19 protein-coding genes, 1 tRNA gene and 1 pseudogene are annotated in these 21097 nt (G+C 59.1%); 13 read left to right on the top strand and 8 right to left on the bottom strand.

All coding sequences use genetic code 11. The features are described 5' to 3' along the window. Positions 1 to 66: 66 nt before the first annotated feature. Positions 67 to 906, bottom strand: coding sequence for a plasmid partitioning protein RepB C-terminal domain-containing protein (locus CK230_RS16935; RefSeq protein ID WP_245429955.1), 840 nt, complete (start codon positions 904 to 906; stop codon positions 67 to 69). After that, a complete protein-coding gene (locus CK230_RS16930; protein WP_280952546.1) occupies positions 903 to 2465 on the bottom strand; it encodes a recombinase family protein in 1563 nt (520 codons plus the stop codon). The genes CK230_RS16935 and CK230_RS16930 overlap by 4 nt, the downstream gene beginning before the upstream one ends. A gap of 195 nt (positions 2466 to 2660) precedes the next feature. On the opposite strand from CK230_RS16930, the pseudogene CK230_RS16925 reads away from it, so the two are divergent. The 3 genes and pseudogenes from CK230_RS16925 to CK230_RS16915 form a co-directional block, all read left to right on the top strand. Further along, positions 2661 to 2900: pseudogene (locus tag CK230_RS16925) on the top strand (type II toxin-antitoxin system HicB family antitoxin); the annotation flags it as partial. A gap of 196 nt (positions 2901 to 3096) precedes the next feature. Continuing rightward, positions 3097 to 3414: a YMGG-like glycine zipper-containing protein gene (locus CK230_RS16920; RefSeq protein WP_095818278.1), complete on the top strand. Its 318-nt coding sequence runs from the start codon at positions 3097 to 3099 to the stop codon at positions 3412 to 3414. A gap of 193 nt (positions 3415 to 3607) precedes the next feature. Further along, on the top strand, positions 3608 to 4705 hold the full coding sequence (locus tag CK230_RS16915) for an acyltransferase (RefSeq protein WP_141246044.1): 1098 nt from the start codon (positions 3608 to 3610) through the stop codon (positions 4703 to 4705). A gap of 59 nt (positions 4706 to 4764) precedes the next feature. On the opposite strand, the gene CK230_RS16910 is transcribed toward CK230_RS16915, so the two are convergent. Beyond that, entirely contained in the window at positions 4765 to 5937 is a 1173-nt protein-coding gene (locus CK230_RS16910) for an acyltransferase (protein WP_095818465.1), read from the bottom strand. Between the two features lie 324 nt (positions 5938 to 6261). Continuing rightward, positions 6262 to 8013: an adenylate/guanylate cyclase domain-containing protein gene (locus CK230_RS16905; RefSeq protein ID WP_095818276.1), complete on the bottom strand. Its 1752-nt coding sequence runs from the start codon at positions 8011 to 8013 to the stop codon at positions 6262 to 6264. 592 nt (positions 8014 to 8605) lie between these two features. Between CK230_RS16905 and CK230_RS16900 the strand changes: the two genes are divergently transcribed. After that, complete coding sequence (locus tag CK230_RS16900; protein ID WP_095818275.1) at positions 8606 to 11899, top strand: AAA family ATPase; 3294 nt, start codon at positions 8606 to 8608, stop codon at positions 11897 to 11899. A 393-nt stretch (positions 11900 to 12292) separates the two neighbouring features. On the opposite strand, the gene CK230_RS16895 is transcribed toward CK230_RS16900, so the two are convergent. From CK230_RS16895 to CK230_RS16885, 3 genes are all read right to left on the bottom strand, one after another. After that, entirely contained in the window at positions 12293 to 12991 is a 699-nt protein-coding gene (locus CK230_RS16895; RefSeq protein WP_095818274.1) for a hypothetical protein, read from the bottom strand. Positions 12992 to 13071: 80 nt separating this feature from the next. Beyond that, the gene (locus CK230_RS16890; protein WP_245429954.1) at positions 13072 to 13323 is read right to left on the bottom strand and encodes a hypothetical protein; all 252 of its coding nucleotides are present in this window, start codon (positions 13321 to 13323) and stop codon (positions 13072 to 13074) included. Positions 13324 to 13495: 172 nt separating this feature from the next. After that, a complete protein-coding gene (locus CK230_RS16885; protein ID WP_141246043.1) occupies positions 13496 to 13843 on the bottom strand; it encodes a hypothetical protein in 348 nt (115 codons plus the stop codon). Positions 13844 to 14095: 252 nt separating this feature from the next. On the opposite strand from CK230_RS16885, the gene CK230_RS16880 reads away from it, so the two are divergent. From CK230_RS16880 to CK230_RS16855, 6 genes are all read left to right on the top strand, one after another. After that, positions 14096 to 14515 (top strand): hypothetical protein, encoded by a 420-nt coding sequence (locus CK230_RS16880; protein WP_141246042.1) that lies wholly within the window; start codon positions 14096 to 14098, stop codon positions 14513 to 14515. Next, entirely contained in the window at positions 14512 to 15201 is a 690-nt protein-coding gene (locus CK230_RS16875) for a hypothetical protein (protein WP_095818271.1), read from the top strand. Before CK230_RS16880 ends, CK230_RS16875 begins: the two co-directional genes overlap by 4 nt. A 22-nt stretch (positions 15202 to 15223) precedes the next feature. Beyond that, positions 15224 to 15439, top strand: coding sequence for a helix-turn-helix domain-containing protein (locus tag CK230_RS16870; protein ID WP_141246041.1), 216 nt, complete (start codon positions 15224 to 15226; stop codon positions 15437 to 15439). Then, entirely contained in the window at positions 15429 to 16511 is a 1083-nt protein-coding gene (locus tag CK230_RS16865; RefSeq protein WP_095818269.1) for a tyrosine-type recombinase/integrase, read from the top strand. Before CK230_RS16870 ends, CK230_RS16865 begins: the two co-directional genes overlap by 11 nt. Before the next feature lie 45 nt (positions 16512 to 16556). After that, positions 16557 to 16630: transfer RNA gene (locus tag CK230_RS16860), tRNA-Gln, on the top strand. A gap of 911 nt (positions 16631 to 17541) precedes the next feature. Further along, entirely contained in the window at positions 17542 to 18144 is a 603-nt protein-coding gene (locus CK230_RS16855; RefSeq protein ID WP_095818268.1) for a hypothetical protein, read from the top strand. A 141-nt stretch (positions 18145 to 18285) separates the two neighbouring features. On the opposite strand, the gene CK230_RS33125 is transcribed toward CK230_RS16855, so the two are convergent. Then, positions 18286 to 18525 carry a hypothetical protein gene (locus tag CK230_RS33125; RefSeq protein WP_176480119.1) on the bottom strand — a complete coding sequence of 80 codons (240 nt, stop codon included), beginning with the start codon at positions 18523 to 18525 and terminating at the stop codon, positions 18286 to 18288. Between the two features lie 795 nt (positions 18526 to 19320). Between CK230_RS33125 and CK230_RS16840 the strand changes: the two genes are divergently transcribed. The 3 genes from CK230_RS16840 to CK230_RS16835 all read left to right on the top strand — a co-directional run bounded on the left by CK230_RS16840 (position 19321) and on the right by CK230_RS16835 (position 20993). After that, on the top strand, positions 19321 to 19554 hold the full coding sequence (locus CK230_RS16840) for a hypothetical protein (RefSeq protein WP_127227474.1): 234 nt from the start codon (positions 19321 to 19323) through the stop codon (positions 19552 to 19554). Between the two features lie 696 nt (positions 19555 to 20250). Then, positions 20251 to 20511: a hypothetical protein gene (locus CK230_RS32495; RefSeq protein WP_141246040.1), complete on the top strand. Its 261-nt coding sequence runs from the start codon at positions 20251 to 20253 to the stop codon at positions 20509 to 20511. A gap of 155 nt (positions 20512 to 20666) precedes the next feature. Then, positions 20667 to 20993 carry a hypothetical protein gene (locus CK230_RS16835; protein WP_095818265.1) on the top strand — a complete coding sequence of 109 codons (327 nt, stop codon included), beginning with the start codon at positions 20667 to 20669 and terminating at the stop codon, positions 20991 to 20993. Positions 20994 to 21097 lie beyond the last annotated feature (104 nt).

Raw genomic sequence — 21097 nt, 5'->3', positions numbered from 1 at the left:
CCGCTTTCGACCCAGACCAAAGGCAGCCCAGGGCTGGGCAAGAATTCTTCAAATCCGCTCACTTATTCAAACGGTCGGTGCGCGTTTCTGAAATCGGGATTCGCGAAAGTCGAGCAATCTTTGATACACCTCAAGGGGCCCCGCAAGATTGCGCGCCATAAACCGCACCAGCTTGGGGTTGTTCAGCAATCTGTCAAAATAGCTCGTAACGGCGATGAGGTTGAGCATCGTTGCGCCGTGGGTGCTGGCGGCGCTTAGATATTCATGGCTGATCTTGGCTAGGTCGGTTTCCATCGCGGCCAATTGTAAGAGGGAGATACCCTCATATTTCTTTCTGCGAGCAAAGGGATCAGTGAGTTGCGATCGTGGTGTGAGCGCGACCAACACTCTCAACACTCGAAACTGCACGCGGTCTAACGCTAACATGAGCCGCACGATTTCAACCTGCCGGCCCGGCACGACCTCTCGCAACAAGGGGAAAATCTTCAAGGGGGCGCCATAATCGTTCAGGAGGTCGAGAGCCTCGAGACAGACGCCGCCGACAAGCTGCGACTCGGCCGCGAAGCTAAACGCGCCGTGCTGTTCCTCAGTACGGGAATTCAGTCCGCTTGGCGAAACTTGCGTCAGGATGAAAGGGAGCGTTCCGAGACCATGCGCCTGCAGCAAGGAGCGAAACGCATCGTTGGTTATGATCTGACCAGTGGCTTCGACAACGCTTGCCAGTTGGTGCCGCGCTGCGTCGGCTTCTCCGATGAAACCCTCCATCTGGTCGAATTGGCGCTTGTATGTCCGCAAGAAGGCCGGGCCACGCAATGGATTCAGCGGCCCCTGCAAATCGTCAGTCAGACGCATGGCGTGCCGGTTGTTCTCGACGAAGCGACGGAGCTCGGCCTTGGTCTTTTTCACGGAATTGCCGAAATCGGTTCTCGTCTCGCCATCTCCACGACAGGATCGAGCGAAGCGAAGAGAAAGGCATCAAGGCGCACGCCGTTGTTCGCGTTGAGCATGCGAGGGGCGGACTGCGCTTCATGAACGGGCGCAATGAGGAAGTCACGGACTGTTTGATGGTCGGACTTCATTCTTATCAGGATCGTCACATCCGGCCCAACAAGACCCCGGTTCCAGAATATCCAGCGTGGATAACCGGTGACGATAATCCGACGGCGCGCGATCCATATCGCGACAGAGAACTCGTCATTGACGCGCATAAGCTTTGTTTTGGGATCGTACCGTGCGAAGCCACCGGCCTTGGCAATGTTCGACATCAAGTCGTCGATCGTTTGCTGGCGTATCTGATTGAGCCGGTTGCTGACATCCAGTTTCCGATAATTCGCCGACGCGTCGTATCCGATCAACTGGTAGGCGGCCTTCATGCTTCCAAATCGGTGCACATAGATCGAGGCTGAATGACAGAAGGGGGCGGCGTCAATGATTGGGCTCGACAGCCTCCCCCGCTGTTTCAGGAGCTTTTTGAGATCCGCCAGCAACTCTTCATCGGGTTTGAGGTAAGCGCGCGCCCGCCTAATAGCTTGCGCCCGTTCGAACAGCGCCCGGGTCACGAGCGGCTCGATGACATTGTCGGCGCGAACAAATGCGCTTGGCGGATTTCTTACCCGGTCGTGGAGAAGCCTATGGGATATTCTATTCCAAACGCTGTTGCCGATATACTTCTCGCCCGTCAGTATCGTGGCCACGCATGCCTTGGTCCATGGTCTTCCGCGTTCAGTAACAAGGCCGCGAGCGTTTAATGCAGCCGCAATTTCGGCTTCCGTTTTTCCCTTCACGAACTGATTGAACATCCATCGTACGGTCAGAACCTCCTCTTTTGGGCCCGGGACGAGAATGACCCGGTCACTGGCCAGCCCTTTTCGCTCGTTGCGATGAAGCATTGCCTTGGGATTTCCGGAGCCATCAACAAGAAGGCGCCTGAAGCCGTAGCCTGCGGGGCCACCGCCGCTAAAACCCAATGCGACTATGCGGCATTGACCGGCAAAGACCCTGTTCGACAGCATGCGGCTGTACTCCGCGGCCATGCTGCGTTTGATTGCCTTCAGGACGTCGGACCCGATGCTCCCATCGTTGACGAATAGCTCAGCGCAGAACTCAATGCGCACTCCAGCCATCTGGCACCGGTATTCATAAGTGGCGCTTTCATCGGTATTCTGGAAGCGCCCCCATCGGCTCACGTCATAGACAACGACGGTCTCGAAATCGGCGCGCCGGCTTTCCACATCTTCCAACAGCCGCCGCAAGCCTGGTCGCCCAACGAGGCTGAGGCCACTTCGGCCGGGATCCTCATAGGTCGCGACAATGTCGTAACCCATGACGTTCGCATAATTGCGGATCGCATCTCGCTGATTATCGATCGAGTAGATCTGCCGCTCTGTGGACATGCGCAGATACTCGGCCGCACGAATCCTGGGTCTTGCTGCGGGCCTGTGAGGGTTTGTTGGAGACTTATCCATCGTCGAGCCGTCGAGCCCGATATATCAGCGCATAACCAGCGAGGCTCGCCTAGACATTTGTGAGCAAAATACGGCCAAATTCATGGCTCATCGCCTTGGCTGCCAGAATTATTAATTTGGAATATCAGAATAGTGTGTATTAATACACAATACTATCGCGCGTATGAGCTGCGGACATTCCATCCTTGGTAGAACATGCGTCACTATTTCGGCTTGATCCACAAAGACACGGGTAGCGATTTCGGGCTGTCCTTTCCCGACTTTCCCGGCGTCATCACCGCTGGCGCGACCCTTGAGGAGGCGCGCTTGCTGGCCGAGGCGGCGCTAGCCTTGCACGTTGCTGGTCTGATTGACGACGGCGAGTCTATTCCCGATCCTGCTCCCCTTGAGCGGGTCATGGCAGAGGCCGACCGGCGAGGACTTACCGCCGTCATGAAGGTCCCACTGCGGAACCCCTAAAAAGGTTACTGCGCGGAGGGCCGCATTTCTCCTTTGGGAACCATCCCGTTCAACCGGCGGGAAACCGTGATTCACTTCGTGAGCGGGCTCCGCCGCCGTTCCGCCGCAATGCGACCGCACTCGGGCTTTGTTCGCCCCAGCAGTCCCCCGGGGCTTCAGAGGAGTTCGAGTGATGTTTATCAAGAAGGCCATTCTGGCGGTGCTGATGACCGCGGCACTTGCCGGCTGCGAAACGCAGACCGAAGGCCAGCAGCGGGCCACCACCGGCGCGCTGATCGGCGGCGCCGGCGGCGCGCTCGTCGGCCAGGCGATCGGCGGCAACACCAAGTCGACTGTGATCGGTGCCGCGAGCGGCGCGCTGCTCGGGGCCGTCGTCGGCAGCGCGACCACGCCGACCGAGCCGCGCGGCCAGCTCTGCCGCTACCAGGATCGCTACGGCCGCATCTACACCGCGCCCTGCGATGACCGGTACTACCGCGGCCAATATTGATCGTGCCGGTTCTGCCTTCTCCCCGTTGGCAGATCTCATTCCGGGGAGAAGGTGCCCTCCTGTTCCGGCGGGCCAGAACCGTGGTGGACGCATACCGTTAGCGTGCACCGCAAAAGGTTCTTGTGCGACGCAGCAATTAATGCGTAGATATTTTTGGGCGACGCTGGCGGGTTCGGGATAACCGGAGAGCGGTTTGAAACCTGAGACAACCCACTTCGACGCCTTGCACGGGTTGCGAGGCATCGCTGCCGTTCTGGTGATGCTTGGTCATTTCAGCGAACTTACGGCGCAGCATCTTGATCTGGCGCCGTCGGGCTTTCTTGCCGTCGACCTGTTTTTCCTGCTGAGCGGCTTCGTGATTGCCCACGCCTATGACGAGAAATTCCAAAGGGGCATGTCTTTCTGGCAATTCGCGGAGGCCCGGATCCTCAGGCTTTACCCCCTCTATTTCGCAGCAATTGGTGTCTTCATCGTCGGCGTTGGCGCGGTCGTCGCAACGCAGGGTCTAGGCTCCTATTCGCGGCTGGATTTGCTTGCAAGCCTGGGATTTTCCCTCCTTTTCCTCCCCACGCCGCCGTCGCTCTCCGTCGGTCCAGATGTGCTTTTTCCACTGAATGGCCCGGCATGGTCGCTTTTCTATGAACTTCTCGCCAACGCCGTTTTCGCCGCACTGGCCCTGAAACTTGCTCGCCGCTCGCTGGCTGCCATCTTCGGTCTTGGTTTGCTGGCGCTGGCGCTGATGGCATGGCAGGGCTTCAACCTGGGCGGCGGCGCTCATTGGGACGGCACGATCGTGGCTCCCGCCCGGATCACCTTCTCCTTTTTCCTCGGCGTTTATCTGCGGCGATATGCGACCGGCGACACCCGAAATGGCAATCTTTACATGCCGGTCCTGCTGGTGCTTTGCGCAGGACTGATGATCTTCCGGCCTGCTTCAAATGCGCAATTGTACGATTTGGCGATTATCGTGCTGGTCTGGCCCTGGCTTGTTCTGATGGCTTCCCGCTTGCGGCTATCGGGCTTTTGGCGCGCGTTTGCCCTGTTCTCAGGCAATATCTCCTACGCCATCTATGCGCTTCACACGCCGCTGATCAGGATCGTCAACATCCTGTACGAATCCCTCACCGGAACGTTGTGGAACCAGCACGGCCTGCCATTCGTCGTGGGAACATCCGTCCTCGTCATCGCTGTCGCGGCCTTCGCGCATTATGTCTACGACACGAACGTTCGGGCGGTGCTGCGGCACCTCCTTTCACTGCGGCGCGCACGCGAGGAGGTGACGCAGTTCTAGCTAGCCCGGGCCTGCCGCACATTAGCGCGGGGGGCCGGCGATTGCGGCATTGCTTGCTGCTACTCGGCGGGGCTTGGCTCAAGCGCCAGCTTCTTACGTGCGAACCGACGCAAAACCACGCGTCCGAGTTGCTGCCCGGGCATCTCGATGAGCCTGTAGGTCACGAAGGACAGAAGACAAACCACAGGCAGCACGATCGCCAGCACGATGGCGAAGCGCAGAGGCGCCGCCAGGCCGTCGCCATAGTGGGCAATGACGAAGGCCGCGACGGGCTGCAGCACCAGAAGGTGGATCAGATAGATACTGTAGGAAAGTTCACCGAGCACATGAAAGATGCCTCCGCCCAAGGAGACGGCGACTTTTCGCGCAAAGTTGCCCGCCGCGCCTGGCAGCATCCGGTAGAGGACGAGGGCAAAGAACCCGAGCACCAGCGCTTCTCGTATCAGGAACTTCGAAAGGCCATAGCCGTCGCCGAAGGGAATCGCCGCGAGCGCCATGGCCAAGGCCAGATGCAGCAGCGGTCGCGGTTCTCTTTGCGCCAGGACGCCCGCGAGAAGCATGCCGCACAGGAAAACTTGGATCTTCAGCGGCAGGAAGGACGGCATCGGGAAATGGACCGACATTGTCTTCAGGGCCACCACCGCCAGGGCGCCGAGCGCCGCTACGACGATCGCGCTCCAGAGCCAGCCGAAACGGCGCACCAGAAGCATCAGCGCCGGGAACACCGCATAGAACTGCATTTCCAGCCCTAGGCTCCAGTCGGGCAGCGGTGTCCGGTAGGCGAAGTTCGGAGAAAGGCCGAACAGGAATGTCAGGTGGGCGAAAATGTTCTTCAGGCTGCTGTCGAGATAGCGCTCGGGCGCCTGCGGCACCCGGCCCACGAAAGCGTCGATGACTGTCCGCGACTCATAGACATATGGGCCGAGCGCCAGCGCGAAGAACAGCATGACGTAGAACAGCGGCGCGATGCGGAAATAGCGCCGCGTCCAGAATTTGAGCCAGGTTTCGGGCCTTTCCCAGGGCTCCTTGTCCTGGCGAAGCTGATAGTGGAACACCATCAGGAAGCCGGAAAGCATGATGAAGAGATCGACGCCCAGCGCAGGGTCGCCAAGCACCGGAAGATGCCAGCCCGTCAGCAGCAGGCAGTGGCCGACCAGCACCCACAATGCGGCGGCGGCGCGAAGGCCATCCAGGCATTCGATGCGCGATGACTCTGTAAGGCTGTTGTTCATGCTGCATTGCAGCATGGCGAGAGAGCCCCGAATGTCAACCCGCGATGGCCTATCGGCTGTAATTTGATGCGGTCACTTCCGTTCCGGCGCGCCCTCCCAGGCCGTCACGCGAGTCATGTGCGGCGTGCAATCACGACTGGAGGCGCCCCCCATTCAGATAATGACCGATTTGGGGCCGTGAGCGGACCGGCAGCTTTAGGCTTTGGATCTTCAAAAAGCGGACATTCGGGCGCGCGGACATCGTCGTGACCTGACCCAATCGCGGCGCTCGCCGCATAGCGAAGCAAGGCGCGGGCTCATCAGACGCCGCCGGCGGACGCATTTTTACTCCGGCAAGCCAGCGATGCGTAGCGCTTCTATAAGAGGCTTAGCTAACTCGGGCACGGCGCCGACGGCTTCGCATTGTCCGACGCTGCTGAAATTGGGCTGAAGGTCTAGCACGCGCTGAGCTGCCGCCTTGGCCTCGTCAAGCCGTCCGAGCTTGGCGAGCGCAGCTGCAGACATCATATGCGAGATACTGAAGCCTGGCTTCGCGCGGATGGCACGGCGCGCCGCCGTCGACGCCTCGTCGAAACGTTCACGCAGGAACTGGCCAAGGAAAATGCCGTGTAACCCAGCGCTGATCCACGGGTCGAACGGGCTTAGACGGATGCCCCGCTCCCCCCATTCGATGGCATGCTCGGCTTCGCCGCCCCACCCCATAATCAGCGATCCCCAAAGATAGGCCCACGAGGCCGAGGGAGAGATGGCGAGCGCCGCCTGGAAGGCCTCCTGGGCAAGCGCACGATCGTGCTCCACCATCCCTATTGCGATTCCGCCATACGTCAGTGCCGCGGCATCATCGTGTCCAAGCGCGATTGCGGCACGGCCGTGACGGATGGCCGCTAGACGGTTCTCCTCGCGCCTGCCACTCCGAACGTACAAAAATTCGTGGCAGACTGCCGCTTGGCCATGCGCGATGGCGTAGTCGGGCTCAAGCGCCAGCGCCCTCTCCAGAAGCGGCAGCGCCTGCAGCGCTCCTTGCGGCATTCCGGTCTCGAAGAACGGCATCGCCCGCAGGACGAGGTCATAGGCGTCCAGGTTCTCGGGCCGCTTGCGCTTGGCCCGCTCGATCTCGGCCTGGCGCAGGCTTGGCTCGATCGCCGCAACCGTGCTGATGGTGATCTCGTCCTGCAGCGCAAAAATGTCGTCAATCGCGCGATCGTAGCGGTCTGCCCAGATGTGGGCGCGGTTCTCTGCCTCGACCAATTGGGCGGTGATGCGCACCCGGCCAGCCGCCTTGCGCACGCTGCCTTCGAGCGCATATCGCACACCGAGCTCGCGCCCCACCTGCCTGACATCAACGACGCGGCCCTTGTAGGTCAATGTCGAGTTGCGTGCGATCACAAAGAGCCATTTGAACCGCGACAGGCCGCTGGTGATGTCCTCGACCATCCCATCGGCGAAGTATTCCTGCTCCTGATCACCGCTGATGTTCTGAAACGGGAGCACGGCGATCGACGGCTTGGCCGGAAGCAGAAGCGCAGGCGTGCCTCTGACCTCATCACTCGTAAGCTGCGTCCGATACAGGCGCACGGGTTTGGCGATGTTCTTCAGCTGCTGTTCGCCCTGGTCTTCAAAGCTGGCGTCGAGCTTGCCTTCTAGATCCTCGTATGCGCGGCCGGAAACGCAAATACCGCCTGGGTCGGCGGCCGCCTCTAGCCGCGCGGCGATATTCACGCCGTCACCGAATATGTCGCCCCCGTCGATGATGATGTCGCCGACATTGATACCAATTCGGAATTCGATGCGTTCGTCGCCTCCGACTTTCGCATTCCGTTCGCTCATGCCCCGCTGGATATCGAGTGCGCAACGGCCGGCATCGACGACGCTGGCAAATTCGACGAGCATGCCGTCGCCCGTCGTCTTGACGATGCGCCCGCGATGCTCGGCGATCTTTGGATCGATGAGCTCGCTCCGGTGCCCCTTCAGTCGCGCGAGCGTGCCTTCCTCGTCAGCGCCCATCAGCCGGCTGTAGTTCGCCACGTCGGCCGCCAGAATTGCCGATAGCCTCCGCTCCGCCCGTTCGGGAGCCATTTTCGCAACCCCTCTGCTCTGCCGAGGATTCCAGAGCGTAAGGGAAATCCAGATTTGGGTCTACTTCGGTGAAGTCATGAAGCACTGCCGCCGAAGCTGAGCTATTGGAATGCGGCAGCGATGACGTGCGTCCATTTGAACCAGTGCCGCTCCTGGCGCAACCACGACCGCCAGCATGATAGCCGGAGGTCTGCTTTCAGGAAGTTATGAAGTCGATCTCTGCAGGCCGACATTGAGGCGCATAGCTGTCATGTCGTCTTTGGGGGCCGCTAGCCGTCGGTCCGGTTTGGCATGCTAAAGGCGCGTAGGCCGAGATTCGCCTGGATTGCGCGGGCTGCTCGAGTTTGATCCATTCCGGACGTTCGGTCCCCTTTGTTGGACACCAGGCTCGAGCTTCGAATGGTATCTAATCATGAGTCTTGGTACGATGGCTTCCGAGCGATCGGTCGCAGCGACTTCGGAGCTAGAGTAACGTCGGAACTAGGAGTCGATGGACATCAAGTTGCATGGCCCACACCATGTCAACGGGCATGCCGCTCAGTGAGACGGTCCGCAATTCGTCCGTCTTAGCCAAGCAATTGGGGAACGCGCTATGCGCGACGTCGCCAAATGGCTGGAGAAACAAGGTCTTGGCGAGTACGTGGAAGCGTTTGCCAAAAACAAGATCGATGGCGATGTGCTGCCTAGCCTGACGGGCGATGATCTTAAAGAAATGGGGGTTGCCGCGGTAGGTGATCGGCGCAGACTTCTGAGGGCGATAGCCGGCCTTTCAGTCCCTGACAGCGGACGGAGCAACGAAGGAGCCACGGAACCGGTCACGTCGGCTGAGCCCTCGCAAGATTTGTCGCCCGAACGTCGGCAGCTTACGGTGATGTTCTGTGACCTGGTGGATTCGACGCGCCTCTCGGTCGAGTTCGATCCCGAGGATGTGGCCAACGCAATACGTGCTTATCACCTAAGTTGCACAAAGATCGTGGCGCGATGGGATGGGCATATCGCCAAGTTCATGGGCGATGGGGTGCTGGCCTATTTCGGCTGGCCGCGCGCCCACGAGGACGATGCTGAGCGCGCCGTCGAGGCGGGCCTTGAACTGACATTCGCGGTCTCAACGTTGGACACCGCGATCGGACGAGCTATCGCGGCTCGCGTCGGTATCGCGACAGGTCTTGTAATGGTCGGTGAAACGACCGGCACTGGAACGGCGCGAGAGCGCGCTGTGGTCGGCAAAACTCCGAATCTGGCTGCGCGGCTGCAGGGCATCGCGGAGTCCGGAACTGTCGTGGTCTCGGCCAGCACGCGGCAGCTTCTCGGCAATCTCTATGAGACTGCCGATCTTGGCGAACATCTCTTGAAGGGATTTCCGGAGCCCGTGCGCGCTTCGCGTATCTTGGGTAAGGCGGCCAGAGAGACACGCTTTGAAGCTCTGCACGGCCGGCTCCACACGCCGCTGATCGGGCGCGACGATGAAGTGGAACTGCTGACAAAGCGATTCCGGCAAGCAGAGGCGGGCGAAGGCCAAGTCGTTCTCGTTTCGGGCGAGCCAGGTATCGGCAAGTCACGCCTCTGTGAAGCTGTGCGAGCCAAGCTACTGGATCGGCCTCATGCGCGCCTGACCTATCAATGCTCGCCCTCACACGCGGACCGAGCGTTTTACCCTCTGGTCATGCAGCTAGAGCAAGCAGCCGACATTCACCCGGAGCTCAAGCCGGGCGAAAAGTTGCGAAGGTTGGCGGCGATACTCCCTAAATCTGCCGAGGGAGACGACGCTTTGTTGGTTCTCGCAGCTTTTCTCTCGCTTCCAATGAACCGAGGAGAAGGCGGCTCGCCAAGCCTAGATGCGGTTCAACAGAAGGAACGCACTTTTGATGTGCTTGCGGGCCTTATAGAAGATATCTGCGCCAGAGGTCCATTGATTATCATCTTCGAGGATCTGCACTGGTGTGACCCGTCGACACGCGAGTTTCTCAACCGGCTCGTCGACGGGGTAGAGGCTCTGCCGGTCTTGCTAATCATCACCTCGCGTCCCGGGATCAGCGTCGCATGGTCCGATCAGCCTCATGTCACGACGCTTGTGTTGAATCGCATAGCCAAGCGCGAGTGCAAGAAAATGATCGGTTCGCTGGCGGACTCTGACTTGCTGCCAGAAAGCATCGTTGAAGAGATTGTGAAGCGGAGCGATGGGATACCGCTCTTTCTCGAAGAGATGGCCAGGACCCTGATTGAGGCACAGAGTCAACCGAGCTCCGCCGGGGCTCTCGAGCGGGGCGTGCCTGCATCACTTCAAGACATGCTGATGGCGCGGCTCGATCGGCTCGCCAGTGGAAAGTGGGTCTATCAGACCGCGGCAGCAATAGGCCGGGAGTTCACGATCGAGCTTCTCGAGCGCGTATGCGATCCCGATGGAGCTGCGCTACAAACTGCTTTGGATGCCTTGGTCGACGCTGGGCTGCTGGTCTTCCGGCAAGCCGCTTCGGGAGCGACCTATGTCTTCAGGCACGCTCTGCTTCAGGATGCGGCCTATGGCAGCTTGCTACGTGACACGCGGAAAGAACTGCACAAGCGTATTGCCGGTGCGCTTACGCAGGCGCGGACAGACGATCCGGCACTGCTTGCGCACCACTATGAGAGAGCAAATGCCTGGGAAGAGGTCCTGAATTGCCGGCTCTTGGCTGCGGCGAAAGCCCAGAGTCGAGGGGCTCGTTGGGAGGCGGCCGAGCATTACCGGCGCGCCATCCACGCCCTCGAACAGCTTCCGGACACCGCGGCACACCAAAAAACATACGTAGAGACGGTCCTGGCGCGGGTCAGGTGTGGCAGGCCATACGCGACCAAAGAGGAGCGTGGCGAAGCGCTTCACCAAGTCGACCGGGCAATCGCGTGTGCTGAGGGAGACATCGCGGCCTTGGCGGGGCTGCAGTCCTTCAAAGGCATGGATTGGTTGGAAGAGTCCTTGTTGGTCAGCGCAGAACTACATGCCAGTTTCACGGATACGGCGTCCCAGGCCGAAGTCGCGATGCGCTACGCCATCTTGCTCGGCAATACCGGACGGCTTGAGGAATCACTCGAGAAGATCGAACGGGCTGCGTATCTGTTGAAGGAAGTCGGGGATCTGGAAGAACTTGGGTCCTTCGCCGCAGGTCCCGGCCGCTGCTACAACGCCCGCGCCGGAAGGTTGAAGCGCTCCCTCCAATTTGCGCAGATGGTTCGAGAGATAGCAGCGTCAACCCAAGACGTCGAGGTGCGCTCGTGGGTGGTGATGGAAGCAGAATCTTGGTTTTACAAAGGATTGTGGCAGCGCACGGTGCAGGTCGTCGAGCAGAACCTTTCGACCGCGTGGGAAAACGGGAGATGGAGCGTTGTGTTGTGGGCGTCAGGCTGGGCAGCCATCGCCTGCTTGAAGCTGAACCGGATTTCCGACGCAAGGGCTTTCCTGGATCCGGTGATGAAAACAGTGGCACGGCGGCTGGATGACGATTTCTGCAAGATCTATCCGCACATCGCTTTGAGCCAATTGCATTTGGCAGAAGGGGACGCTGCAGCCGGGCTGCAAGCAGCGGAACGCGCATTGGAACTCGCGGAGCGCGTAACGGCAAGGCTTGAGATTGGCGCTGCCCGTCGCGCGCTCGGCCAAGCCTACGAGGCCAGTGGCGACCGCCAATCGGCGGACGCGCAGTTCCGCAGAAGTGTCGATCTTCTCCAAACAATCCAGTCTCGTCCTGAGCTCGCCCAAAGCCTGCTTGCCTTTGGCAGATTTGAACTCACCACGAACAGAGGTAACGCGAAGAAATTGCTACACGGCGCACTTGAGCTTTTCAAAGAAATTCAAGCAGACGGATGGATGACGGAAACCCAAAACGCGCTTCGTCATCGATCTTCTTCAAACTGAACCCAGCACACCACGTCCGCGAAATGATGACAAAGGTGCGACTGTTGACTTTAGAGAAGCGCGAGATACGGCTGCTCATCCGGCTCGAGGCCAGGGAGGTCGGCTTTTGGGGTTCAGCTTGAACGTGCGTACCGACCGAGATGAGGCGCAAAGCTGCCATGTCGTGTTTGGGGCCGGAAGCCCAGTCTACTAACAATGAAACCATCAAAAAACGGCAACCCCCAAGCGCCGCGGGGGCTAGGCAGGTTAGAGTTGGAGAAGATGTAATCGACAGCCAGCAGCGTTGAATATGGTGTCGCGACTGGACGCGTACATAAACCGCATCGATTACTGCAGCGAGCCGCTCACGTTGCCAACACCGCGCTTCGAAATTTGTTCGAGCGAGGTATCTTTTCATGGCATTTGCCCCTGCCACAAGGGCAATCCACTTTCTGCAGCGAAGTCTCTATCCTCTGCGTAGATTGGCTCGCCTCTTTTGATTACCAGTCGAAGCAAATCCGCATCTTCGTTGGCATGATATCGAAAGGCATTTCGGGCATCGTATCCATGCCCAGCTTGGGAGAAGGAAAACCCGCTGACAACAACAGGAGCGAAACCGGCGTAACGCGCCAGCATGATCGCGAAGGCTCCAGTAGAGATTTTCCCGTGCCAGCGGGGGAACACATGATATTTGCCGCTAAGCCGCCAGACGATGTTGGCAAGCTGCCATTTGGTAAGCGCCTGCAAGGTGTCATAATGATAATTGAATGTGCGACAGCCAGCTTTCAACTTGTCCTCAGCATCCGGCCAAACCGGGATAATCAGATGCTTTGCCTGCCGTCCTTTCAACAAATCACGCTTGTAAAAATCCTGCTGGCCCACCCCGACTAAAATGCCGCGGCGAATGACGGCGATGTCAGGAACGAAGAGGCTGAAGGTTTCTGCCAGAAGCTGCGAAGCATTGACGGTCACAAGTGCCCAATGGGCATCATGTCCTTCCGGGAGGCGAAAATTCGGCGCCGATCCCATCACCAGGGCGGGACCCCCGGCCCTTGGCAAGCGAAGAACTGGCTTTGAGAAGGTTGGCAAGAGAGGCAAAAGCCGAGCGATCATGTGTGACTCTGACCTGCATGTTCCTCAAAGGCTCGCAGAATGCTTTCTTCTCTGCTCCACAATTGGTGCCATTCGAACCCTTAGGATGCTATCGACACTTCCGTCTCAAGCAGCGGAACAATCCCGTTGGCATAAAGAACAACGGCGTCATCGAACTCGCCGCTTGAAGGATCGCCGGTCCGGCTGAAAGCCACAACACCGGCAGAGCACCCGGCGAGCTTCTCCGCCAGTCGCAAGGCATGCTCGGCATCTTGCACCTCCACCGCCCTTCCGGCGGTGACGGCGCCCCTCGGCGTGAGGTTGAAACTCTGGACAACAAAATACGTCAGCAACACTGCCTCCTTTGCCGCGACAGTGTGACTCAGGGTTGAGAACAAAACAAGCACAAACCTCTCTTGGCAGCTCCGTCATTCCACAGGAACGCAGCAGGAACAGTAACCTACTCCGCTTGACAAAGTAGGTAGGTATTACCTACCATATGCGCATCGGAGTAGGTAGATGAAATCAGTCCTTGATGCGCAGCAACCCTGGAACGTTGGAACCGCTCGGGCCATAGAGGATCAGCGCCCCTGTGCATGCCAGGTCCTCACCCTTGCCGGCCCACGCGCTGATGGTCTCATCGACCTTGCTGCGAATGACCGCCGCGACGGTCGGATCGCCGAGGTCGACCTTGTAGGCGGTGATCATCACGGCCACTTCAGCTTCGCTGATCTCCAACTTCGAACAGATCTTAGTCCCCGCGATCGCCTGCCCGAGATGAGACATCACGGCCATCTGTTTGTCACTGTAGGCGAATGCCTGTCCCGCGACGGCGAGCCAGAAAATCGCAGCGGCACATACCAGTTTCCTCACCAAGTCCCCCTGCCCGCTGCCTCACGTTCGGGAAGCTATCACAGGGCCGGAGCGCTCGCGAACTGGCTCCCGCACGCAGCCTTCCTCGCCGCCTTTCTGTTCTGCACCGCCGTCACGCTCGGCGCCCTCTAACGCACCCCGAAAAGGAGACCGACTTTGCAGCAAATCCGCAGACACCCGTCGGACAAAAGCCCGGCCTTCCCGGAAGCTTGCGTCGAAACACATCCGCGCTGCCTCGAAATGTCCGAGGCCATGCGTGACCTCTTCGCTATAAGCGGCGGCGTCAAGCCCGAAGACCTCATCCGCGCCGGTTTCACCAGCTCGGAAATCATCGAATTCCGCGACAATGCGGCAAGGCTGGCGGTGCTGACGAGCACCAAGCAGCTGACCCTCCGCCCGGATCTGCTCGAGGACATGATCGAAAAGGCCAGGCATGCGGCACCGAACCGCCTGCCGCTCCCGGCCGACGCAGAACCAACGCGAGGACTGGTCCAGGCCTGGGGCGAATACTGCGCAGCCAGGGGCGCACTCCTGCTCGACCCTTGGCACGGTCAGCGCGAACGCTGCATGGCGGTGCTGTCGAGCTACCTGGATTCCCTGCCGATCTTCCCTGCTATCCGCACCAGCGTTCTGCGAGCGGTGGAGGCCGCCATGCCGCAGGTGACGCAATGATGCCTGAGCAAGTAAGCCGCGACCGCAAGGCAACGGTGATCCCCACCTTCAAGCCGGACGGATCCGCCTTCGACCTGGTCGATCCCAAGCCATCCGACATCAGCTTCGCCGACATGGCCAACACGCTGTCCAAGCTGGCGCGATTCAACGGGCTCTACCGTTGCCCTGCCTATTCGGTGGCCCAACATTCCGTTATGGGTGCCGATGCACTCTACCGGGAGACCGGCGACGGCGTCGCCGCGGGCTACTTCCTCCTACATGACGGGCATGAATACGCGCTGGGCGATATCACCAGGCCGACAGTGGACCTCATCCAGCATCATATTTCCCGGCTGGCCACTGAGGCCGGACTGGGAGCCGCAGACTTTGTCGAACGTCTGGCGCACAGGGCTCTGGCCTCGGTCAAGTGCAGCATCGACGTGGCGATCTACCAAGCGGCCGGGCTGCCCGACATCAACGCCGTGTCTCAATACGCTCGCCAGATCCGAGAAATGGACGATCGTATGCTGGTGGCGGAGGCCTCGGCACTGTTCGGCGCCAGCTCGCGCAGCGCCTGCCTGCCGCGCGTGGCGCTACCTCCGCCAAAGCTGGTCGGCGCGATTGTGCCCTGGGGGGCTATGAAGGCGGAGCTCGCATTCATCGAGCGCCTCCAGCGCTATCTCGGCATCACTGCGCGAGCTGGTTGAACGGAGACAACGCGCAGTGCCAATGCCATCCAAACGAATGCTCTCACCGGCCGAAGCCGCCGAATATTGCGGCGGCAAGTCGGTGGAATGGTTGAAGACGCATGTCCGGGTTGCGCCGACAAGGATCGGCAGCCTGGTGCGGTATGACGTGCGCGCGCTTGACAGGTGGCTGGACAGCCGGAACCAATCGGAGCCGGCAACGGTAGACGAATGGCTGGGGTTGCTCGATGAGAGTTAAGATCACGGGTTTGAAGCGCTACAAGGACCGGCTCGGAATCGAGCGCGTCTATCACCGTAAGAGCGGCACGCCCATAGACCCGAAGCTGACCGGCCAGGCTTTGGCCGCGGAGGTCGACCGTCTAGACAAGCTGCATGCTCCAAAGGTGGCGCAGTCCGGAACGCTCGGGGCGCTGCTCGAAAGCTATAAGAAATCGCCCAAATTCACCGATCTCGCTCCGCGCACGCAGTCCGACTATCAGAAGTATATGGACCATCTGAAGCCAATCGCGGGCACGCCCTTGGCTTTGATCGACACCGCATTCATGGCGAAGCTGCGCGACAAGACCGTCAAGAAGCGCCGCGGCGCGTTCACCAACCACATGATGGCCATGCTCTCTTCGGCCTTCAAGCACGGCAAGGAGTATGGCCTGGTGACATCCAACCCCTGCCTTGAGTTGGAAAAGGCGAGAATCGCAAAAGACAGGCGCAAAGAGAATCGCCCGTGGACGAAGATGGAACGGGTGAATGTGCTGGCTGCCGCCCCGCTCCATTACAAGGTTCCGATCGCGCTTGCGCGCTTCCTGGGCATGCGGCGCGGCGATATCCTGCGGCTGCCGCGAATGGCTTATCGGGACGGCTACATCTCTTTCCGGGCCTCAAAGAACGGCAAGATCATGAAGCTGCCGGCGTTAGGAGAACTGCGCAAGATCCTGGACGAGGCGCTGGAGGCATGGCCGGTTTCAGAGATCGATGTCACGATGCTCTGCCTCAATTCGCACAAGAAGCCCTGGACCGAGATGGGCTTCTCCGCTTCGATTGGAAAGTTCTTCGACGATTGCGTGGCGCGAGGGCTCGCCAGCAAAGGCCTGACCATGCACGGCCTTCGGCATTCGGTGGCGACCGACCTGCGCGAACAAGGCTACCGGCTCGAGGACATCAAGAATTTCCTCGGTCAGGAAACGATCGAGATGGCCGAGCATTATTCTTCGAGCGCGGACGTATCAGGGGTCTTGATCGACATGGCGAATGTGATACAAGCCGGCTCGAAACGAGAACGGGTTTTGTCTAACTCCCGCAAGAAAAGTGTCTAACCGCTTTTCTCTCGTTCGGCCAAAGCCTTGATATCAACGGCTTATTGGGGAATAGGTTAACGGTAGACCCACGGACTCTGACTCCGTTAGTCCTGGTTCGAATCCAGGTTCCCCAGCCAGACGCGCTTTTTGCTATAAAAACAAACGCTTAGGCGAAACGAAAAAATCGCAACCGAAACACTTTTCCGGAAAATTAGACCGGAACTCTAGGCGCCCTCCAGGCTAGTCGGAAGAAGGCTGCTATCAGCTTCAAGGACCAATTTCACATCGGCCTCACTTGAACGTGCGTGCTTGGCTGCGAACGAAATTAGGCTGTCGATTTCAAGCGATCCTTTTTCAAATATCTCCCGGTGTCGACGCTGGGCGAGGATAGTGAGACGGTTGGTAGCGCTTAGGCTAGGTTCTCCATCTCGCGCCTGTCCTTGCGCGTAGTATATCCGCGTGTCAGGGCACCGCAGGAAGGGCACCTGTAGCGACCACCGCCGAACATGGCGATAAGCAGCCAGACCCCCAACCAAGCGCCACCGGTCACGACCGATAAGAGCAGATGCAGTGTGGCGTCTGCTTCTCGCCAAGAACTATGCGTTTCTCTTCCGGGCAAAACTGCCTGGCTTTCTTCGTCCCCATGTGAATCCCCCAAGCCCAAAGAAAAGGCGCGGAAACAATCCCGCGCCCATGTTTGCCTGTCAATCGCCGCTATTTATTCGTCGTCTTTCAGGTCGGCCGCGACCCATTCGCGAAGAATGTCACGCGCGACGAAATCGTTCGTGGCTTCGTCCTTGCTGGCCTGTGCCTTCCTCTCGCAATCGGGGAGCGTGCGGCTAGATCTTCCGTTCGACCTGGCTGTCTGATGGCGCCCGTCCGTATTCCGGGGTGTCGCCCTTGGGTGGTGATGCCAGTATGGCCCTTGTCGGTTATCAGCCGATTTGCGGACTTTTGTTCTTGCGAAATAGTATAGCAGAATCGGAACGGGAGAGCGCAAATATCGCAATTGCGTCGGGTAATTTTTTGCAAGCAGGCAATCGACCAAATGGATGCGGACAAAATCTTCGATGAACTTGAGGCAGAGTTGCACCGCGAGGTCGGGCGAATGGTCGCAACGTGGTCTCAATTGGAGGGCTGGCTTGCTCATATCTTGACGCTACTTTTGGTAAGAAGCGGGAGGGGCCGCGAGGGGGAAACTATCTACTATGAAGTGCCCAACCTGCGCCCCAGAATCGCAGTGATGAATGCGGCCTTTTTCAATCGGTCTGACATTGGCGAGGACATTCAAAAAAGATGGTCGGCGCTCATTGCAGCGACTGAAAAGGAGGCCGTCGAAAGAAACTCGATAGTTCATGGGGATTTTTTGCGCGGGACAGTGGGCAATTCTGACTTGGCAGTGGCTGTGTCGCCAAAAGTATTTTCGGATATGCGTCGGAAGCATCCTCCCAAAGGAGTGAGCAAAATGGGATTCCACTCTGTCGATATCCGGCGCCACACCGAAAGGGTGGCCCTTCTTCGGGATGCGCTTTGGGCACTCTATGGCGACCTTCCCGACTCAGAAGATGCTAAGCCGCCAAGGTCGGCAGAGGAATACCTGGACGCATGGCGGGTCGCGCGTGGCCAGCGCGAATGGCCCTCAGTCAGTTAACGCAGCCGTGTCCGAGTGTTTGCCAGGTTCCCGGGCCGTGTGCTTTTCCGAAACTCATCCGCGACCACACCGCGCATCGTGGCTTCCATCTCACGGGCAATCTTCTTAGCCAGCTCGTCGTTTTGCTGGGGCGTGCCAGCGCTACCATTCACAGTAATCGGTGCCGAGATTTGCAATCTGCGGGCGATTATCCTTGGCGAAAACAGGCGTCGTCCCATCACCCACCACTCCACCATCGGCAAAAGCCGGCAGTCGATTGTCATTGACGGCTTCCAGCAGCGCACGGTTGCGTGCGGTAGCGTGAGCGTTGACCACAAACTCGCCCGTCCGATAGCATTGCCGGAATGCTGTCGCTGGTCGAGCTCCCAGAGCGGCGCACATGGCCGCCGCCGGCAAGCTTCTTTACCGGGCCGCCGGCACTGAAGCCCAGGAATGAGAACAGCCCACCCAGAATACCTGGTAAGTCCGCCTTGCCATTTTTCGACCTTCCGTAACACAATTCCGGAACATATGACCGTACAGTTCTAGGCCAAAAAAGACATTGGATCGCAATAGCTTGTTTGTTTTCAGGCGATTTGAAACAATTGGATTACTGTCCAGGTTCCCCAGCCAGTTTCTTCGCATCGTCGCTGGATTATTGGGAGTGCGTGCCGACGCTGTCCTATCCGCACGCGTCCCAGCCGCAGGCGGCATTCAACCGCTCATTTTGGGCCTTTTACGGCCAAGTGCCTATGCCGTTCGAAGATCGATAATTTGTGCCCGTATGTCATCGGCACCTCGGATCGGCATCCTTCGCATCTAAAGCTTTTGATGCTCTTGATCCAGGAGCCCTTCCGGACGATCGTCCTGGAGCAGCGTTGACATTGGAACATCAAGTTCTTGTCGTGCAGGTCGTTTGACAGGGGCATCATCCCTCCTGGCCAAGCGGGCTATACCGACGCGCGTTCGCCCACGAGCCTATAGCAAGCGCTGCAGCACAGAACCGTGACGGAAGTCACATGCAGAGTTGCATCCACCAGCAACGTTGTCCCTTGGCCAACCTCCTGATGTCCGTCTTATATTAGCAATCAACGATCTATTAATGCCTGGCGTGCAACCTGTTCCAATTGGGAATTTCCCAATCGGCGATCCAGCACTCGGTGTGCCGAGACGCTCGACCGATGCGGAGCAAAACGCATGAGTGTCGAAACAGCATTGGCGCAGCTATTGCGCATGATCCACCGTCGCGCCTTGAATTTGGCGGAACTGCCGGACGATGAGAGAGATCCATACTACGACAGCATCCGCCGATCCTGCTGCGGAGCGGCCGAGCACATCGGTCAATCCCCCGACAACGCCGCCATCACCGCAAACAGCATGGTGGAATTTACCCGGGCGATGGTCGGTATCATCGAGGCGGGGCGCGGGTAAGCCGCACCTGCTCGCGACGCGCTTGGAAGGCGCCGAGAAGCGCGGTAACCGCGTATTGCAGGAAGCTCGCAAGGTGATTGCCAACCGGGCACCTGGACGATCAAGCTTCCTGCGATGGCTATCTCGGTCCGTCACAGATATTCGACGACAGATGCCTGGTTATCGGCATCACCGGGAAACCAACATCCATGCGCGTGCCGGACGGCAGCCCGTTCACCCCCGCTGTCCCGCGGCCGTCCTGCGCGTATTTCAAGGCCATACCGCCCAAGCGCCATCAAGCGCGGATCATGGAATGTCGAAGACGGAGAGGAGAAGATTCTCGACATGCCCGAGGGCGATGACGAGCGGGAGCAGCCCGATCATGAGTGGTGACATCTTCCACAAGATCGCCGCACAAAGGGGAGCCCGACGCGGACAAGACCACGCTGGAGGTAGAGGTGTTGGCCCGCATCATTGCCGACAAGATGGAGCACCTTCATGGCGTCCCCTGTCGGGGTTCAGGTGAACCACGAACTTGCCTTCGTCATGGTGGCCCCGCGCTGAACCGAGTGGACAAATTGTCCAGACGGGCCGGCGCCTCACGGTGGCGGGCTTTTTTTACCGGCAATATGCGCCGTCGTTGCGGACAACATGTAGTTGACGCGACGGTAATGTAGGCGCAATCATTTCGGATCGTGCAGGGTTGAGGGCGTTTCCATGAAACTCGTTGTCATTGGCGTAGCAATAGTATTGGCCGCCACCGGTGCAGCTGTTGCAAAAGAGAAGAAAAAGGTGGCCACCGCTCAGGCTGCAACCTCGTGTTCTACAGCGCATATGAAGGCCGGCAGCAAGCCAAGCCCGAAACTGGATTGTAAACCGACAGCTACCGTGGTTGCGCGCCCGTCTAATCAGGCCGCAAATTTCCTGGACCATCACTTGGGCTACGCCGATCCGTGGATCCCCCCACGTGGCTATTGACGACGGCTTCGGCCCTCCCAGCCTTTTTTCATGTCGCAGCCATGTCGCATGCAGCTGCCGATCGTCTGTTGTAGCAGTTGGAAATCAACGGAAACGGCCAGTAGAGAGGCGCGACACAGGCGACCGCCCTACCTTATCTCAACCGTTTGATTTTAGTGCTGGTCGGCGCTTTGGTGGGCTGCACGACAGACAGCGGCAACGCGGGCCAAAATCAAACCGCGCAAAACAAGGCGCAGTGCGCCGATTTTGGCTTTAAAGAGGGTACGGATGCTTTCGCCAATTGCATGATGAAGCTTGCGCTGCGGCAGCAAGACCAACGGCCGCCCGATCACGATACGCTTGTTCGTCAGTATCGGGACCTCAGCATGGCCCGGCGCGGAGACGATCGCTATCCGGTGTGCAGCGCCTCCAACATGGATGCCGAGCTGGATGTTTCGAGCGGCAAGTGGGTTGGCCCGGATTGCCAGATGGCGCCGGATTAACCGGACAGAGCACGGCAATATTTCCGAGGAACGCCCCAACGGCGTCGCGCATCGTAAGGATGGATCGCGGCGAACGGATTCGCGAAGTGCTGCCTGCGGCCTTT

The organism is Mesorhizobium sp. WSM3859, from assembly GCF_002295065.1.
Classification (GTDB): domain Bacteria; phylum Pseudomonadota; class Alphaproteobacteria; order Rhizobiales; family Rhizobiaceae; genus Mesorhizobium.
This window is presented reverse-complemented; position numbering and strand designations above follow the sequence as displayed.

Excerpts from the sequence above, each read along its gene's own strand:
- CK230_RS16930 (WP_280952546.1), bottom strand. The coding sequence starts at position 2,465 with ATGGATAAGTCTCCAACAAACCCTCACAGGCCCGCAGCAAGACCCAGG.
- CK230_RS16920 (WP_095818278.1), top strand. The coding sequence starts at position 3,097 with ATGTTTATCAAGAAGGCCATTCTGGCGGTGCTGATGACCGCGGCACTT.
- CK230_RS16910 (WP_095818465.1), bottom strand. The coding sequence starts at position 5,937 with ATGAACAACAGCCTTACAGAGTCATCGCGCATCGAATGCCTGGATGGC.
- CK230_RS16905 (WP_095818276.1), bottom strand. The coding sequence starts at position 8,013 with ATGGCTCCCGAACGGGCGGAGCGGAGGCTATCGGCAATTCTGGCGGCC.
- CK230_RS16900 (WP_095818275.1), top strand. The coding sequence starts at position 8,606 with ATGCGCGACGTCGCCAAATGGCTGGAGAAACAAGGTCTTGGCGAGTAC.
- CK230_RS16895 (WP_095818274.1), bottom strand. The coding sequence starts at position 12,991 with ATGATCGCTCGGCTTTTGCCTCTCTTGCCAACCTTCTCAAAGCCAGTT.
- CK230_RS16880 (WP_141246042.1), top strand. The coding sequence starts at position 14,096 with ATGCGTGACCTCTTCGCTATAAGCGGCGGCGTCAAGCCCGAAGACCTC.
- CK230_RS16875 (WP_095818271.1), top strand. The coding sequence starts at position 14,512 with ATGATGCCTGAGCAAGTAAGCCGCGACCGCAAGGCAACGGTGATCCCC.
- CK230_RS16870 (WP_141246041.1), top strand. The coding sequence starts at position 15,224 with ATGCCATCCAAACGAATGCTCTCACCGGCCGAAGCCGCCGAATATTGC.
- CK230_RS16865 (WP_095818269.1), top strand. The coding sequence starts at position 15,429 with ATGAGAGTTAAGATCACGGGTTTGAAGCGCTACAAGGACCGGCTCGGA.
- CK230_RS16855 (WP_095818268.1), top strand. The coding sequence starts at position 17,542 with ATGGATGCGGACAAAATCTTCGATGAACTTGAGGCAGAGTTGCACCGC.
- CK230_RS33125 (WP_176480119.1), bottom strand. The coding sequence starts at position 18,525 with ATGTGCGCCGCTCTGGGAGCTCGACCAGCGACAGCATTCCGGCAATGC.
- CK230_RS16840 (WP_127227474.1), top strand. The coding sequence starts at position 19,321 with ATGAGTGTCGAAACAGCATTGGCGCAGCTATTGCGCATGATCCACCGT.
- CK230_RS32495 (WP_141246040.1), top strand. The coding sequence starts at position 20,251 with ATGAAACTCGTTGTCATTGGCGTAGCAATAGTATTGGCCGCCACCGGT.